The organism is Variovorax sp. 679 (genome assembly GCF_003952185.1).
Taxonomy (GTDB): domain Bacteria; phylum Pseudomonadota; class Gammaproteobacteria; order Burkholderiales; family Burkholderiaceae_C; genus Variovorax.
Map to the genome: position 1 here is coordinate 13,469 of NZ_RXFS01000026.1, position 14,513 is coordinate 27,981.

Here is a 14,513-nt window from a genome sequence, read left to right on the forward strand (position 1 = left end):
GTTTCCTTTCATTGGTAGGACTGGTATATCGTGGTGCTCGCGTCTTTGTGAACGAGCAGCACATTGAATGGATCTCTCTTGCCGCGGTACGCCGGCCCATCCATCCCGGGCGAGCCGCGCGGCATGCCGGCAACGGCGAGTCCGATGGCGTCAGGCCGCTCATGGAGCAGCCGTTGAATCTCCCGCAGCGGCACATGTCCCTCCAGGACATAGCCAGCAGCGCTCGCGGTATGGCACGCGCGGTACTTCAGCGGCATTCCGAGGCGAGCTCGCGCCTCTGCGTTGCCGCCGTCGTGGACCATGACATCAAAACCGCCGCGTTCCAGATGCCGGACCCACGCCTCGCAGCACAGGCAGCCACGCCCCCGCCAGACCTCAACCGCCGGCGAAGTCGCCCTGGCCCACATTGGTTGGAGGGCCAGGGCGATCGCCGTCGCCGCGCTGAAACGACGGCGAAGTGGGTTCATCGAGCCACCCCCTTTGCAGCTGCCGCCCTGCAGGCCTTCATTTCGGCATCGAAGCGTTGCTGACGCAGCTTGTTCTCGTAGGGCGTCGTCTGCGGGCGCGGACCATGATCCAGGGGCAGGACCAACTGTTTGGCCGCGCATTGCTCCATGGGACTGAGCGCGGCGCTCTGGGCGTCGTCTCGCCAGCCGGGCCCGGCACAGGCGCTCAGGCCTGCGCCCAACACCACCGTCCCGGCCGAAAACATGAGCAGCTTTCTCATGCCGGGGTGCCCTGCACCCCGGCATCGATGCAATGATGAAATCGTCTTCATGATGGACTCCTGTGATTGATCAAACTGTGAAACGGCTGTTGCTGTGACCTGTGCCGTTGATCAATCGAGCCACCGGCAGAATGCGATGCGCACAGGCAGTCGCTGTCGCCAGCCTCCGGTATCCTTGAACAAAGTGGTGTCGTCAACCGAAGTCGTGCGCTCCTGCCGCGCCGTGGTTTCCCGCAGCCCGCTCTCTGCGCTGACGCCATCCGCCGCCGGTCCGGGGGCGGCGTAGCACTGCGCACAAGGCATGTCGTCCAATGCCTTCGGCATCGGGTGCAGTGCCCCCTCCGTTCCCGGTGCCGTCGCCGGCGCCACCATTGGCCGCTCGTCGGCGACGCGTCCTGTGGATGCCTGGCTACCGCCCGAGAAGAGCACGAGAAGCAGACACGCGCCAACGGCAACGCAGGCAAGCCGATGACCACGGGAGTCACTCGGCCACATGGCCTTTTCTCCAGAAACCGGGCTTCGCGGCACGCCGCTCGCGCTTCTTGCGGATCAAGAAGTAGACGGCCGGGATCACGAACATGGACAGCAAAGGCGCTGTCACCATGCCACCCACCATCGGCGCAGCGATGCGTTGCATCACCTCCGAGCCTGTGCCGGAACCCCACATGATCGGAACCAGGCCCGCCAGGATCACGGCCACCGTCATCGCTTTCGGGCGCACGCGCAAGACCGCGCCTTCGCGGATCGCGTCCAAGAGGTCTTCGTTGCTTGTCGTGCCGCTCGCGATGCGCTCATCCCAGGCGTGCTTGAGGTACAGCAGCATGATCACACCGAACTCGGCGGCAACGCCGGACAAGGCAATGAATCCGACCGCACCGGCCACCGACAGGTTGTAGCCGAGCAGGTAGAGCAGCCAGATCCCGCCGACCAACGCAAAAGGCAGGGTGGCCATGAGCAGAAGGGCTTCGTCGAAGCGCTTGAAGGTCAGGTACAGCAGCACGAAGATGATCAGCAGCGTGAACGGCACAACGATCTTGAGCTTGGCGGTGGCGCGCTCGAGGAACTCGAACTGCCCGGACCAGGAAACGGAGTAGCCCGGCGGCACCTTGACCTGCTCGGTGACCGCTCGCTGCATGTCGTGCACTGCCGAACGCAGGTCGCGGCCGCGGATGTCCACATAGATCCAGCCTGACAAGCGCGAGTTCTCGCTCTTGAGCATCGGTGGTCCGTCCACAACCTCGACCTTTGCAATGTCGGACAGCACGATGCGGGCGCCGCGGTCGGTCACGATGGGGAGTTGGCGCACCCGCTCGACCGAGTCCCGATACTCACGCGGATAACGCACGTTGATCGGGAACCGGGACAGACCTTCGACCGTCTCGCCGATGTTCTCGCCGCCGATCGCCGACGCAATGATCGACTGCACGTCGGCGACGTTCATCCCAAAGCGCGCTGCAGCGTCCCGGTCGATCTTGACGTCGACATACCGCCCGCCCGACAAACGCTCGGCCAGCGCCGAGGAGACCCCGGGGACGGTTTTGACGACGCGCTCGATCTGCGCGGTCACCCGGTCGATTTCCGCCAGGTCGGTGCCGGCCACCTTGACGCCGACCGGGCTCTTGATGCCGGTGGCCAGCATGTCGATGCGGTTGCGGATCGGCGGCACCCAGATGTTGGACAGGCCCGGCACCTTGACGATGCGGTCGAGCTCTTCGACCAGCTTGTCCTGGGTCATGCCGGCGCGCCATTGATCCTTTGGCTTGAACTGGATGGTGGTCTCGAACATCTCCAGTGGCGCGGGGTCGGTGGCCGACTCGGCGCGGCCGGCCTTTCCGAACACGGTCGCCACTTCGGGCACTGTCTTGATCAGGCGGTCGGTCTGCTGCAACAGCTGGGACGCCTTGCCCGCCGAGAGGCCTGGCAAGGCCGAGGGCATGTACAACAGGTCGCCTTCATCCAGCGGTGGCATGAACTCGCCACCGATGTGCTGCAACGGCCACAGGCTGGCCACCAGGAGCACGGCGGCCACGCCGATCGTCAGCTTGGGTGCTCTGAGCACCGCATTCAGGAGCGGGCGGTACACAGCGATCAAGAATCGGTTCAGCGGGTTCTTGTTCTCATCCGGGATCTTGCCCCGGATCAAGTAGCCCATGAGGACCGGGATCAGCGTCGCGGACAACCCTGCAGCCGCTGCCATCGCATAGGTCTTGGTGAACGCCAGCGGCGAGAACAAGCGACCTTCCTGCGCTTCCAGTGTGAACACCGGGATGAATGACAGCGTGATGATCAGCAGCGAGAAAAAAAGTGCCGGTCCGACCTCGGCTGCCGAATCACCGATCACGCGCCAATGTGTCTCGCCCTTGAGTTCTTCATCGGGGTGCTCATGGTTCCATTTTTCGATGTGCTTGTGCGCGTTCTCGATCATCACCACTGCGGCATCGACCATGGCGCCGATCGCGATCGCAATGCCACCCAAGGACATGATGTTGGCGTTGACACCCTGGTAGCGCATCACGATGAAGGCGGCCAGGATTCCGATGGGCAGTGAAACAATCGCGACGAAGGCCGAGCGCAGGTGGAACAGGAAGATGAAACACACCACCGCGACGACGATGAACTCCTCGATCAGCTTGTGCGAGAGGTTTTCGACCGCGCGCTCGATCAGGTTCGAGCGATCGTAGGTCGGCACGATCTCCACGCCCTTGGGCAGGCTGGCCTGCAGGCTCTTGAGCTTGTCCTTCACGGCGTCTATTGTTTCCAATGCGTTCTTGCCGGAGCGCATCACGATGACGCCGCCCGCAACTTCGCCTTCTCCGTCGAGTTCGCCGATGCCGCGCCGCATCTCGGGCCCCATCTGGATGCGGGCCACGTCGCCCAGACGCACCGAGACGCCTGCCTCGGTGGTCATCAGGGGAATCTTGCGGAAATCATCCAGGGTCTTCAGGTAGCCCGAGGCCCGCACCATGTACTCGGCCTCGCCCAATTCGAGCACCGAGCCACCGCTTTCCTGGTTGGCCTTTTGGATGGCCTCGACCACCTTGCTGTGCGTCAGGTTGTAGCCTCGCAGCCGGTCCGGATCGAGCACGACCTGGTACTGCTTGACCATGCCACCGATCGAGGCAACCTCGGCCACATTGGCAACGGTCTTGAGTTCGTATTTCAGGAACCAGTCCTGCAGCGCCCGCAATTGCGAGAGGTCGTGGTTGCCGCTGCGATCCACCAGCGCATACGAGTAGACCCAGCCCACCCCGGTGGCATCAGGCCCGAGCGAGGCCTTCGCGCTGGCCGGCAGGCGCGATTGCACCTGGTTCAGGTACTCCAGCACTCGGGAACGAGCCCAGTAGAGGTCGGTGCCGTCCTCGAACAGCACATAGACGAACGAGTCGCCGAAGAATGAGAACCCCCGGACCGTCTTTGCACCCGGAACCGACAGCATCGTCGTCGTGAGGGGATAGGTGATCTGGTTCTCCACGATCTGCGGCGCCTGTCCCGGATAGGTGGTGCGGATGATGACCTGCACGTCCGAGAGGTCCGGCAGCGCATCGAGCGGCGTACGCGTCACGGAATACACGCCCCAGGCGCTGACCATGACGGTGGCCAGCAGCACCAGGAAGCGGTTGACGATCGACCAGCGAATCAGCTTGGCGATCATTGCTTCTTCTCCATCGATCCCATCGGCATCGTGTCCTTGGCGGCGGGCGCGGGTATCGGCATGGGCGTTGCTCCCGGGCCGGCAGGTTCGATCCGCGTCAGCACCGGCAGGCCCTCCTTGCTCATCTGGAAAGCGAAGTTCACGGTCTGACCCGGCTTCAGGCCCGGTGCAACACCGCCGGCCGGCTTGCCGAAGTCCATCGTCATGGCACCCCACTGCATCGAGGGGATCGGTTCATGCGACAAGGAAACGGTGTCTTTGCCGACGGCCTCGACCTTGGCCTTGCCGGTGTGCTCGACGGCCGCTGTGGCCGCGCCACCGCTGGCTGCACCACCTGCGGCTTGCCCGGCATCCTCCATGCGCGTGGCAGTGCCCCTGAGGCTGGCCTCGGAGTCGATCAGGAATTGGCCGGAGGTCACCACTTTTTGACCGGCTTGAAGACCCCGCTTGACCTCGGTCTGGCCGTTGGACTCGCTGCCGATCTCGACGTCCACTGGCCTGAACTTGCCGTCGCCTTCGGCGACCATGACCACCATGCGCCGGCCGGTCTGGATGATCGCCTCGGTCGGGACCATCAGCCCTTGCTCGACCTCGGCATTCAGCGCGACGCTCACAAACATGCCGGGGGCAAGCTGCCCCTGTGGGTTGGCCAGTTCGACGCGGGCCTTGATAGTGCGTGTGCCTTGATTGACCTCCGGCAGGATGGCCTGGACCTTGCCCTTGAACACCTTGCCCGGAAGTGCAGGAGAGCGCGCTTCCACGACCGCTCCGGGACGCAGCAAGGCGGACTGGCTTTCCGGCACGTCGGCGTTGGCCCACACCGTCGACAGGCCGTTGATGCGGAACAGCGTTGCGCCCGGCATGACCGTCATCCCCTCGCGCGCCGTCAGTTCGACGATCACGCCACTGGTGGGCGCGACCAAGGTGATGCGCGGTTGAACCCGGCCGGCGTGCTCGACGAGGCGGATCTGCTCGTCGGTCATGCCTACTTGGCGCATGCGCTGGCGTGCGCCGTCGACGAGCACGGCCAGATCGGTTCCCTGCATGCGACGCACCGAGAGGAATTCCTCCTGCGCGGCAACCCAGTCCGGCACGTACAGTTCGGCGAGCGGCTGACCTTTGCTCACAGGGTCCAGCGTCGCGCGAACGAACAACTTCTCTACGTAGCCCGTCGATCGGGCTTGCACGAAGGCTTGGTCTCTTTCGTTGAACGCGATGCTGCCGGCCGCCTCCACGCGTGGCGTCATCTCCCCGCGTGCAACCTCGGCGGTTCGGATACCGAGGTTTTGTTGCACGCGAGGGCTGACAGCGACGGTCCCCTCGTCGCCGGACTCACCGGCGTAGACAGGCACCAGCTGCATGTCCATGAAGGGCGATTTGCCCGGCTTGTCGAATTTCTGGCCCGGCACCATGGGGTCGTGCCAATACAGCACCTTCCGCCCGGTGGCGGGATCCACCTTGTCGCCGGCGACGTTTGATGCAGCCGCCATCGGAGCTACCGAGCCATCGCCGCCGTGGCGCTTGCCAAGCGCATAGAGCCCGTAGCCGCTGCCGGCGAGCACGCCCGCGGCCATCAGTCCGAGCACGAGGGATTTGAGTTTCATGAATGTTTCTCCGGTTTTCAGGACTTCAAGGCTGCGTGGCGGTCGCCACATGGCCTTCGGGGATCAAGTAGTTCAGTTGTGCCCAAAGGCGCCCAGCATCCATCTCGAGGCGAATGCGCTCCAGACGGACCTCGATCTCGTTTCGGCGCGCTTCAAGGACGCCATAGAGGGGCGCCGCACCGCCTCGGTAGGCGGCAATCGCCGCCCGTGTCCGCTCGGCGGCCAAGGGAATGAGCGAGTTGTCGTACCGGCCCAGGCGGTCGCGATCGCTTTGCCATTCCTGCAGCATCGCCATCGCCTCGGACACATGGCTGCGGGTCGCTTCCTCGCGTTCGGCGCGCATGCGCTCGACCATGGCCAGCTTGGCGGACAGCTCACGGTCCTGCCGATTCTTCTGGTCCCACTGCAACGGCACCGACAGGTTGACCGACAGCATGTTGGAATAGGCGGAGCCGCGCTGGCTGTACATCACCTCCACCGTCCAGTCCGACTTCTTGTTGGCGCGCGCCATCTCCGCCTCGGCTTGCGCCGTCTCCTCCTGCTTGAGCATCAGTTGAATCTGCGGGTGATGCGCCAGGCGCGACTCCAGATCCCGAGGGGTGAGGGGAATCTGGTCGATCTTCGGCAGCGGTCCCAAGGGTGAGGTGGCCGGTGCGCCGACCCAGCGCGCGAGCGCGGTCGTGGCGGTCGCGATCTGGCGATCCGCCTGGACGATGCGATCCTCGATTTGCGCCACCGCCGAGCGGGCCGTGAAGACGTCGGCCTGATTGCCTTTGCCTCCACGGTAGGCGGCGTCTGCCGCCTCGACCTGAAGACGCGCCTCGTTGCGCTGTTGCGACAGCACCTCGCGCGCGCGCTCCTGAAAATAGCGATCCAGCCAGGCGGCCGCGGCACCGGCTTGCAGTTTCGTCAGTGCCAGGGACCGACCAGCGTCGGCCACCTCGGCTTCCTTCTCGTAGCGCGCCGAGCGCGCGCTCAACTTGTCGCTTCGCGTGAACTCCTGCATTACGCCCACGGAGCGCATGGTCATGAAGTCGCGGGTCAGGCTGAAGCGGTCTTCGCCGTTCACCGGCAGATTGCTGATACCCGCGCGCAGCACGGGATCGGGTCGCTGGCCGGCGGCGACGGCCATTTCGCGGGACGCCGTCGCGAGGGCATCCTGGGCAACCAACTGTTGCGAGCGGTCTTGTGCCATGCGCAGCGCGTCCTGCAGCGCCAGAGCACTGGGACTTGGCGTCTGAGCGTGCACGCTGGCGCTGAGCGCCATGCCGAGCAGCACGCCCGCCAAGGATTGACGGATCGCCGGTCGGCTCCGCGGTGCAAAAGCAGCTTGATTGAGAAACATGAACCAATCTCCAAACAATGAGGGGCGTCGTTCTTCGGCCATCTGTCGCCATGCCATAGGCAAGCGTCAAGGAGCCAAACCGGCGCGACAAGCATAGGCCGCAGGCCTAGGCTCAGCTCGCTATTCGGGGGAGATCAGGTTCGCAGGCAGCAGTGCTCTATCGCGTGCGGTGGGGCCGCAGCCTGCAAGAGCAATCCGGGCGCGTAGTAGGCGGCCTCGGCAGTGGGGGTCTCTGTGGAGAGCGTCACGCGATACAGCGCTGTAAGAAGCGCCGGCGCAACGGCTGGGCTCGGGGTGTGGTCGGCGCTTTGCTGCCCCTGTTTGCAGTGTTCAGCACAGAGGTTTGGCGCCTCTATATCAACCTGACCAAAGTCCGCCGGCATGGCTTGCGCTGCATTGGGCGCCATGGTCGGACTGACTTTTTCCGAATGATCCGCACCGGTGGGTGCAACCATTGCTTGCGGTTGCGAGCGCGTGCCTTGACCTTCGGGCATTGCACTGGACGCGTTCGGACAAGCGTACGCCGCGATGGCCATTTGCGCAAACAGCAGAACACCGATCATCGCGTGGATGACCGGACGCCGGAGCGAACGCAACGTTCTCATCTCCGTACGCCGGCGCGGTGATTGCGCAGGTTGTCGTGTCGTTCGCTCGAGTCGCCTGCATGCCCCGCACGCAGCGCAGCGACAGCTGCGACCACGACGCCTCCCGCGCCAACGCCGGAAGCGTCAGCGACTTTGCAGGGGGCGCAGGCGCAGGTTGTCACGATGAACTCTTGGTTGAAACGACATGTTTGATCGACGCGATCATTATGCTGGGACTTTGCAATTGTCAAATGGTCTGGCCGCCTGGGCCATGCGCCACTCCGAGTGCCATTGCGGCCTCCATATGCCTTGGACATGGTTACGGACTATTGCCGCACGATCTCCACGATGAACAGCGTGCCGTTGGTCTTTTCCGCCCTGAACTGAACCTTGTCACCGGTGTTCAGGTTTTTGAGTTGCGAGCGCTCTGACACGCGAAAGAGCATGGTCATGCTGGGCATGCCGAGGTTCTCGATGGGGCCATGTGCGATCAGCACTTTGCCTTGGTCCCAATCGATGCGCTGGACCTGTCCGGATGAATAGGGTCCGCTACCGTTCGGTCTGACGTGCAAACTTGTCGCCTGTGATGCTTGCATGTTGGCATCGACAGGCGCAGCGCCTGCCTCGTGAATGCCAATAGCAAGAATCATCATCACTATTGAAGAGCGAGCAGCGTATGTCATACGTGTGAATCTTTGATCGTTTTGCCGGTGGCAGCGCATGCGATCAGCTCTTGTGCACGCCCGCTGAGGGCCAAATGCGACCAGAGTGCGCTGCTGCGGTCGATCGCTGCGATGGTGACCTTGTATCAGGTGCTCAGTTGAGCTTGCGGACGAACCCGGTGGTGGCCGGAACACCCTTGTGCTTGATGTCTTCCACCAGCGCGGCGAACCCGGGACCGGCGCGACGCTGTGCGTAGTCTGCCGCAGCTCGTTGGTAGACAGGTCGCGAGATGTCGGCGCCGGCCTCGCCCAATTGCGCGGCTGCCAGGCCAGATCGCATCCAAATCATCGTGTCCGCTTGCACCACCGCGCGGCTGTTGCTCGAGACGCTGACGACCGCCCGCGGATTGCCTTGGGGGTAGCCCTGGTCCGGCGCGGTCTGGAGCCAGCGCTGCGTATCGGCCATGACGGCCGCACGACTGGTGGAGGCAGTCAGCGGCGCAGGCCGGGGGTCTCCCTCCGCATAGTTTCCGGCGAAGGCGGGGCCAGCAATCGCCGTCAGGAGAATGGCAAGTGCCGCGGGAGTTTTGAGAGAGCGCTTCATTTCGGGTCCTTTGGTGAGAATGCGGTTGAGTCTCCGGCCGAGGTGAGCCCGACGGTGTCGCGGTTCATTTCTTTCGGTGCAATGGACTGTATGAAGGCGGCTCAACCATCGCTCTGACCGAATGATTACGGTTTCGTCATCAAAACGGTATCGGTCTTGGTCGCCGTTCGCGCGTTCCCAAGCACAGTATCGGCCGAAGGGCGATGAACTTGGGCGAACGAAACTGAGGTTGATCTGATGGTGTTGAACTGACCACGAGCGTCTTGCCCTGCGTGGGCCGCCTGACCCGACGGACGGGTGAAGTCCCCCCCTCTGCCCACTGGGCGAGCTCACGCGGTTCTGCCACTGTGGGGTGGTTGTCGGGCTCCGCATCTGGCAGTGTCAGTACGCGGCTGTAGGAGCGTTCACGATCGACGAGGCTGAAGCTTTACGGCGTGCGCCAGCCAACCCGATGCCCGGCCGCCGTCGCGTCGTGACGGGCATCGTCTTCGGTATGCAAGTAGATGCTGGTCGTGCTGATGTTGGCGTGACCCAGGTTGTCGCGAACCACCTTCAGGTCGACCTTTTCGCTCAGGTGGCTTCCGGCCGTGTGCCGAATCCAGTGCGTCGATGCCTGCTCGAGGTGGGTGGCCGCAGCGTCGAAGTCAGGACCACGCTGCCGCAGCGCAGCCGCAGCGGCGTGCATCACCCCCTTGACGAGCTCGTGAATGGCGCTTCGTGCCATCGGCTTGATCGGGGCGATCAGCGTCATCACCAGTGGTGCGTCTTCGCCCTCCAGTGGAAGCGGGCTCAAGGCATGGGCTTTGCGGTAGCGCATCAACTCGGACATCAATTCGCCGGTGGCCGGCACCAGGCGGGTTTTGCTGCCTTTACCGGTGATCTCGAGCCACCAGCGCTCGCGCCCATCGGTGCCACGCCGACTGAAGAATCCGCCCATGCGGGCGTCGCTGATCTCGGACACGCGCAGTCCACCGATGTAGAGCAGTGAAAACAGCCATCGGCAGCGCGAAGCGTGCAGCCTTTCGCGTTCGCTGCCGATTGGCATTGCTTCGATCGCGGCCTTCACCAAGTCCCAGTGCTCCTGCGGCAGAAAACGGCTCACACGAGGTGCTGCCTGCCGGCGCTTGCGCCGGCTCAGCGCCAGCGGATTGCCGGCCAAGTGCCCCGCCTCCACGAGCCATGAAAACATGGCATTGAGGATCGACAGCGCCTGGCGAAGGCTCGAAGGCCCCAGCGGGCCGGCGAAGGGCCGCCAGCGCGGGGAATTGCGTCCCGGCTTCTGGCCTGGCGCCATGACCCAGCGCTCGGCCGGCTGCGGGTCCCCGAGGAAGCGCTGGTAGAGCAGCAGATCTTCGTGCGTGAGGTCCGAGAGGGCCGCGCCGCGCTGCAGGATGCACCACAGCAGGAGGCGCTCGGCCTCCTTGCGGTAGCTGGCGAGCGTGGCGGGTGAATCGGCGTAGCGGGCCAGCCAGGCCAGAACAGCCGAGCGGTCATCGACCGCGGCCAACTGCGATCTGGAGCTGGCGCGATTGCGGCCACGGCTGCCATCCAGGTGGGCCGGCACCATCATCTGATCCAGGCTGACGAGAGCATTCATGCGGAGCTACGCGCAAAAGGAGAGCATCGCCAGATTATGGACATTAGATTACTTATGTCCATAGATTTGGAATTACATCAATAAATTCAACGTATTACGTTGTATTATTTATTCATGAACACCGAAACCGAACTCCAGAGTGACATCGAAGCCCTCAGGGGGCGATTTACGGAAACGAAAGACCTCTATCGCGAGGTTTGCGCGTTGCTGTTCTTTCGCTATGGCATCACGCCCACGGCAAGCAAGCTGTACCAGTTCGTGCGCAAGGGCTCGATGAGCGCACCGGCGGAGGCGCTGGCCAAGTTCTGGGAAGACCTGCGCGGCAAGGCACGCGTCGAAATCGATCATCCGGATCTGCCGTCCGAACTCAAGGCGACGGCGGCCGAAGCCATCGCCGAGTTGTGGCGGCAGGCCACGGCCGCCGCGCGCCACGAGCTCGCGGTGCTGCGCCTGGAGGATCAGGCCGCGGTCGAGCAAGCCCAGGGCGAGGAAACCCGGGCCCGCCAGGCCGCAGAGGAGGCGCTGGCCAGCGCCGACACCCTACGTCAGCAACTGAGCTCGGTCCAGGAATCGCTCCAGCAACGGCAAACGGACCTGGAGGCAGAGCGGCGCGCCCATGCCGGCGCCATGGCCAGGCTGCAGGAGCTGCAGCGCCATCTCGAAGAGGCGCGTAGTCAGCAGGAGCGAGTGCGGGCGGATTTCAGCGCCGAACTGTCCAAGGCACGAGAGGCCGTCGACGTCGCGAACAGTCGGTCGGATGCCGCCGAGCGGCGCGCGCTGCTGGAGATCGACCAGGAGCGTCAGGCCCGGATCAAGGCCGACAAGCAGCTCGAGGCGCTGCGCGGCCAATTGGCACAGACCGAGGGCCGTCATCGCGAGAGCATGCTGGCTCAGGCCGACGTCGTCACGCGACTGCAGGTCAGGGCCGATGTGGCTGAGGATTCGCAACGAGAACTGACGGCCAGCAACCGAAACTTGGCTACCGAGCTTCAGGCCGCGCGCGAACAACATGCAGCAAGCCAGCAGGAAGCCTTGCAATATCGCGCTGAAGTGCAAACGCTGCGCTCGCTACTGGAGCAACTGTCGCCAATACACCAAGCGCCGCAGCAGGAAGCCGCTGCTTCGAAGACCTCCAAGGCCAGCGCACGCAAGGCTCGATGACGCTCTTGGCTGTCACCACCAAAAACCGCCCGGAGGCGGTTGTTGCTTCCCGGGCAGAAGCCAACTGAATAACGCCACAAAGGAGGAGTGGTGGTCGCCGCCTCAAGCGCTGCGAGAGTAGATCGCACACTGTCTCGCACTGCGCGCGTGCGGTTGACGCACGGATCCGAGCCCTCCGTCAGAATCGAGGCACAACACGAGCAACAACAGGCCTCCAGGCAGTGAGCGATTTCGCCAACAAGACATTCGAGGGACAGGTCTACACCTTTCCCCATCTCGCACAGATGACGCTCCCGGTCGAGCTCGTGGTCCAGCAGGAGCCGATTCGCATCCCGGTCCGAGTCACGTTCGGCTGCCACTGTTTCACCGAAGAATTCGATCCCGAGAAGCATGGCGGGCACCATCGCTACAGACATCTCGGTGAAGAGCGGGCTTTCGACGTCGAGCGCTATCAATGCTCCCTGCAGCTGCCCCAAGTGATTCACGCGATGTTGAGCGGGACGATCTATCGTGCCGACAGGAGCTATACCTACGTCGCGCAAATCGTGCTGCCGCATATCACCGGACTGCAGCCTTACTCAATCTTCTTCAGTCTCGAGAAGGCCCGAAAATCGCCGTCGCCCGCAGTGGAAATGTTCGTCAAAAGCGCATACCTGAGTCCGCTGAAGCACAGTCCCAACGCTCAAAGCTGGCGTTTCAAGGCGCTGGTGGGCGAAAAGGCGGAGGTGTTCTCGCCGAAGAAGCCCAAGGGGCGCAGCTAGCCCCGCCTGATGCCGCTAATTGACGGTCCCGTCAGCAGCTGTTATCATTGGGCCTTCAAAGACAGTTCGAGAGCGAGTGCGTATACGAACTAGCTGCCTGGAGTGATCCAGGTCCTGCACACCAGCAGGGGTAACAGAGCCTCGCAGCGATGACTGGCAACGGTTATCAAGGAAAGGGCCTTCGGGCCCTTTTTCTTTGTCCGATTCCCTTCAGTGTCTCACGCAAGGCCGAAGGCCGCCCGGATCTCCTCGCCGGCGCTTCCATCGCCGTTCGCCGACGGCATCCTGCGCAGAGATTCAAGAATGGGCGCCGGCACGATTTCTTGAACTCACCAGGCCCTTCCGTCTTATGCTTGCCGCTCCAAAATGAGGAGCGGACATGACAACGGAAAACTTCCATGCAAGTGTTCAGTACGGCGATTTCAAAGGCACGGCGCAGGCCGACGGCCACGACCGAGTTGATTTCCGAGCGCATCTTGAGCAAAAGGGACTGATCAAGGAGAACGAGTTTCTCGTCGGCATCGAGGCTTGGTCGGGGGAGGTCACCGCACAGCCCAGTGACAAGCTTCTCCAGGTCACGGCGCTTCTGGCCGAAACACGCAGCCACGACAGTGTCAAAGCCGCAGTCGACACCGGTATCTGACAAGTCGAGCCAGAGCAATCACGCCTGTGAGATAGATCGATAACGAGGAAGCAAGCAATGATCGGCTGGTGGATAGTTGTGGCGGCTCAGACGCCCGAGGACCGCGACCGGGCAATCGATACCAAGCCGGCAGTGCTGGCGAATTGGGAGGTTGGACCAGGCGGAATCGAGTGGCTGCATCAACTCGTCAAGGCGGGCAAAGCCAGCCAGTTGTCCTTCAGCGGCTACCCGAACCGCTACACCGCCAAAGCGGTTGATGTGCTGCCGCTGCTTGCCGGCGGTCCGCCTGCACACCGAGGTCCCCCGATCATCGGAGACAACTACGTCATGCCGGCGAACTGGAAGGGCAACGTGATCTTCCATCAAGACAAGATCGCAGCTTGTCCGCCCGATCAGGTACTGACCATCGACGCCTGGGATCAATCCTGATGGTCTAGTTCGCGCAGTTGTCTAAGCAAGGCCTCTCTGACCACGGCATCCCGCTCCCAGGCCGCATCACGGCCTGTCAAGTCACGATGACAGCGCAACTAGCGTCGCGGCCATTTCTAGGGGGAAAATCATGGGCATGACCAAGAAGGCAAGACCACAGAAGGTTCCGCATCAAGCTTCGCGGCCGCGAGCGCGCGACGTTTCTTCCCAGCCGCGGCGGGAGGGACACACGCTGGAGAACCTGCTTGCTCGGCTCGATCCACAGCTGCACGGTGGAGAGGTGATGGCCTGGCCTCCCATTGGGGTTGAGGTGCAGTCGTGAGCACGACGCAAGAACGTTGCGATGCCATGGCCCAAGCACTTGCCACCACGCGCATTGCGGGCCACGAACCAACACCTCGATTTCTGGAGGACGTCGCGGCGGTGGTCGAGGGCACGATGACGTATGGCCAAGCCATTCGCGCCAGCGCGGCCAGGGCGAGCGATCGAGATGGGGTAGAGCTGCCCGAGCACCCCGAGACATAGAGCGGGTCCCGTGTGCTAGCGATAGGGGGCCGATTCCGCGTGACCGGCCGGCAGCTTATCGCATAAGCAAGTCGCCTTTAATTACTTCGAGGCTTATGAGCTAAAACTGGCCGTATCCTGGCTTGCCCTCTTATCCACAACCGAGTAGCCCGGCTACTCCACCAAGGGTGGGGTCAAGTTGAAATGAAAAACCGGGGTCAGGATTCAGTGGAAATCAAC

At 63.2% G+C, this 14,513-nt stretch carries 14 protein-coding genes; 5 read left to right on the plus strand and 9 right to left on the minus strand.

Translation table 11 applies throughout. The annotated features are described in order from the left end of the window. Positions 1-8 precede the first annotated feature (8 nt). From EJO71_RS33865 to EJO71_RS33910, 9 genes are all read right to left on the minus strand, one after another. Positions 9-467: a DUF411 domain-containing protein gene (locus EJO71_RS33865; protein WP_116267005.1), complete on the minus strand. Its 459-nt coding sequence runs from the start codon at positions 465-467 to the stop codon at positions 9-11. After that, on the minus strand, positions 464-778 hold the full coding sequence (locus EJO71_RS33870) for a hypothetical protein (RefSeq protein ID WP_240651610.1): 315 nt from the start codon (positions 776-778) through the stop codon (positions 464-466). Before EJO71_RS33870 ends, EJO71_RS33865 begins: the two co-directional genes overlap by 4 nt. A 430-nt stretch (positions 779-1,208) precedes the next feature. Then, positions 1,209-4,379: an efflux RND transporter permease subunit gene (locus EJO71_RS33875; protein ID WP_125953020.1), complete on the minus strand. Its 3,171-nt coding sequence runs from the start codon at positions 4,377-4,379 to the stop codon at positions 1,209-1,211. Continuing rightward, a complete protein-coding gene (locus EJO71_RS33880) occupies positions 4,376-5,983 on the minus strand; it encodes an efflux RND transporter periplasmic adaptor subunit (protein WP_125953021.1) in 1,608 nt (535 codons plus the stop codon). Before EJO71_RS33880 ends, EJO71_RS33875 begins: the two co-directional genes overlap by 4 nt. 25 nt (positions 5,984-6,008) lie before the next feature. Further along, positions 6,009-7,328 (minus strand): TolC family protein, encoded by a 1,320-nt coding sequence (locus EJO71_RS33885; protein WP_125953022.1) that lies wholly within the window; start codon positions 7,326-7,328, stop codon positions 6,009-6,011. Between the two features lie 134 nt (positions 7,329-7,462). After that, positions 7,463-7,891: a hypothetical protein gene (locus tag EJO71_RS33890; RefSeq protein WP_137860840.1), complete on the minus strand. Its 429-nt coding sequence runs from the start codon at positions 7,889-7,891 to the stop codon at positions 7,463-7,465. Between the two features lie 347 nt (positions 7,892-8,238). Continuing rightward, positions 8,239-8,595, minus strand: coding sequence for a copper-binding protein (locus EJO71_RS33895; RefSeq protein WP_164546975.1), 357 nt, complete (start codon positions 8,593-8,595; stop codon positions 8,239-8,241). 133 nt (positions 8,596-8,728) lie between these two features. Beyond that, entirely contained in the window at positions 8,729-9,178 is a 450-nt protein-coding gene (locus EJO71_RS33900) for a hypothetical protein (RefSeq protein ID WP_125953024.1), read from the minus strand. A gap of 427 nt (positions 9,179-9,605) precedes the next feature. Then, complete coding sequence (locus EJO71_RS33910) at positions 9,606-10,775, minus strand: tyrosine-type recombinase/integrase (protein ID WP_125953025.1); 1,170 nt, start codon at positions 10,773-10,775, stop codon at positions 9,606-9,608. Between the two features lie 114 nt (positions 10,776-10,889). On the opposite strand from EJO71_RS33910, the gene EJO71_RS33915 reads away from it, so the two are divergent. From EJO71_RS33915 to EJO71_RS33940, 5 genes are all read left to right on the plus strand, one after another. Beyond that, positions 10,890-11,936 (plus strand): DNA-binding protein, encoded by a 1,047-nt coding sequence (locus tag EJO71_RS33915; protein ID WP_125953026.1) that lies wholly within the window; start codon positions 10,890-10,892, stop codon positions 11,934-11,936. Between the two features lie 221 nt (positions 11,937-12,157). Then, positions 12,158-12,697 carry a hypothetical protein gene (locus EJO71_RS33920; RefSeq protein ID WP_125953027.1) on the plus strand — a complete coding sequence of 180 codons (540 nt, stop codon included), beginning with the start codon at positions 12,158-12,160 and terminating at the stop codon, positions 12,695-12,697. A 379-nt stretch (positions 12,698-13,076) separates the two neighbouring features. Then, the gene (locus tag EJO71_RS33925; RefSeq protein ID WP_125953028.1) at positions 13,077-13,340 is read left to right on the plus strand and encodes a hypothetical protein; all 264 of its coding nucleotides are present in this window, start codon (positions 13,077-13,079) and stop codon (positions 13,338-13,340) included. Positions 13,341-13,397: 57 nt separating this feature from the next. Further along, positions 13,398-13,769: a hypothetical protein gene (locus tag EJO71_RS33930; RefSeq protein ID WP_125953029.1), complete on the plus strand. Its 372-nt coding sequence runs from the start codon at positions 13,398-13,400 to the stop codon at positions 13,767-13,769. 318 nt (positions 13,770-14,087) lie between these two features. After that, on the plus strand, positions 14,088-14,294 hold the full coding sequence (locus EJO71_RS33940) for an antitoxin VbhA family protein (protein WP_125953031.1): 207 nt from the start codon (positions 14,088-14,090) through the stop codon (positions 14,292-14,294). Positions 14,295-14,513 lie beyond the last annotated feature (219 nt).

Bases quoted from the DNA above. Each gene is read 5' to 3' on its own strand.
- EJO71_RS33865 (WP_116267005.1), bottom strand. From the start codon at position 467: ATGAACCCACTTCGCCGTCGTTTCAGCGCGGCGACGGCGATCGCCCTG.
- EJO71_RS33870 (WP_240651610.1), bottom strand. From the start codon at position 778: ATGAAGACGATTTCATCATTGCATCGATGCCGGGGTGCAGGGCACCCC.
- EJO71_RS33875 (WP_125953020.1), bottom strand. From the start codon at position 4,379: ATGATCGCCAAGCTGATTCGCTGGTCGATCGTCAACCGCTTCCTGGTG.
- EJO71_RS33880 (WP_125953021.1), bottom strand. From the start codon at position 5,983: ATGAAACTCAAATCCCTCGTGCTCGGACTGATGGCCGCGGGCGTGCTC.
- EJO71_RS33885 (WP_125953022.1), bottom strand. From the start codon at position 7,328: ATGTTTCTCAATCAAGCTGCTTTTGCACCGCGGAGCCGACCGGCGATC.
- EJO71_RS33890 (WP_137860840.1), bottom strand. From the start codon at position 7,891: ATGATCGGTGTTCTGCTGTTTGCGCAAATGGCCATCGCGGCGTACGCT.
- EJO71_RS33895 (WP_164546975.1), bottom strand. From the start codon at position 8,595: ATGACATACGCTGCTCGCTCTTCAATAGTGATGATGATTCTTGCTATT.
- EJO71_RS33900 (WP_125953024.1), bottom strand. From the start codon at position 9,178: ATGAAGCGCTCTCTCAAAACTCCCGCGGCACTTGCCATTCTCCTGACG.
- EJO71_RS33910 (WP_125953025.1), bottom strand. From the start codon at position 10,775: ATGAATGCTCTCGTCAGCCTGGATCAGATGATGGTGCCGGCCCACCTG.
- EJO71_RS33915 (WP_125953026.1), top strand. From the start codon at position 10,890: ATGAACACCGAAACCGAACTCCAGAGTGACATCGAAGCCCTCAGGGGG.
- EJO71_RS33925 (WP_125953028.1), top strand. From the start codon at position 13,077: ATGACAACGGAAAACTTCCATGCAAGTGTTCAGTACGGCGATTTCAAA.
- EJO71_RS33930 (WP_125953029.1), top strand. From the start codon at position 13,398: ATGATCGGCTGGTGGATAGTTGTGGCGGCTCAGACGCCCGAGGACCGC.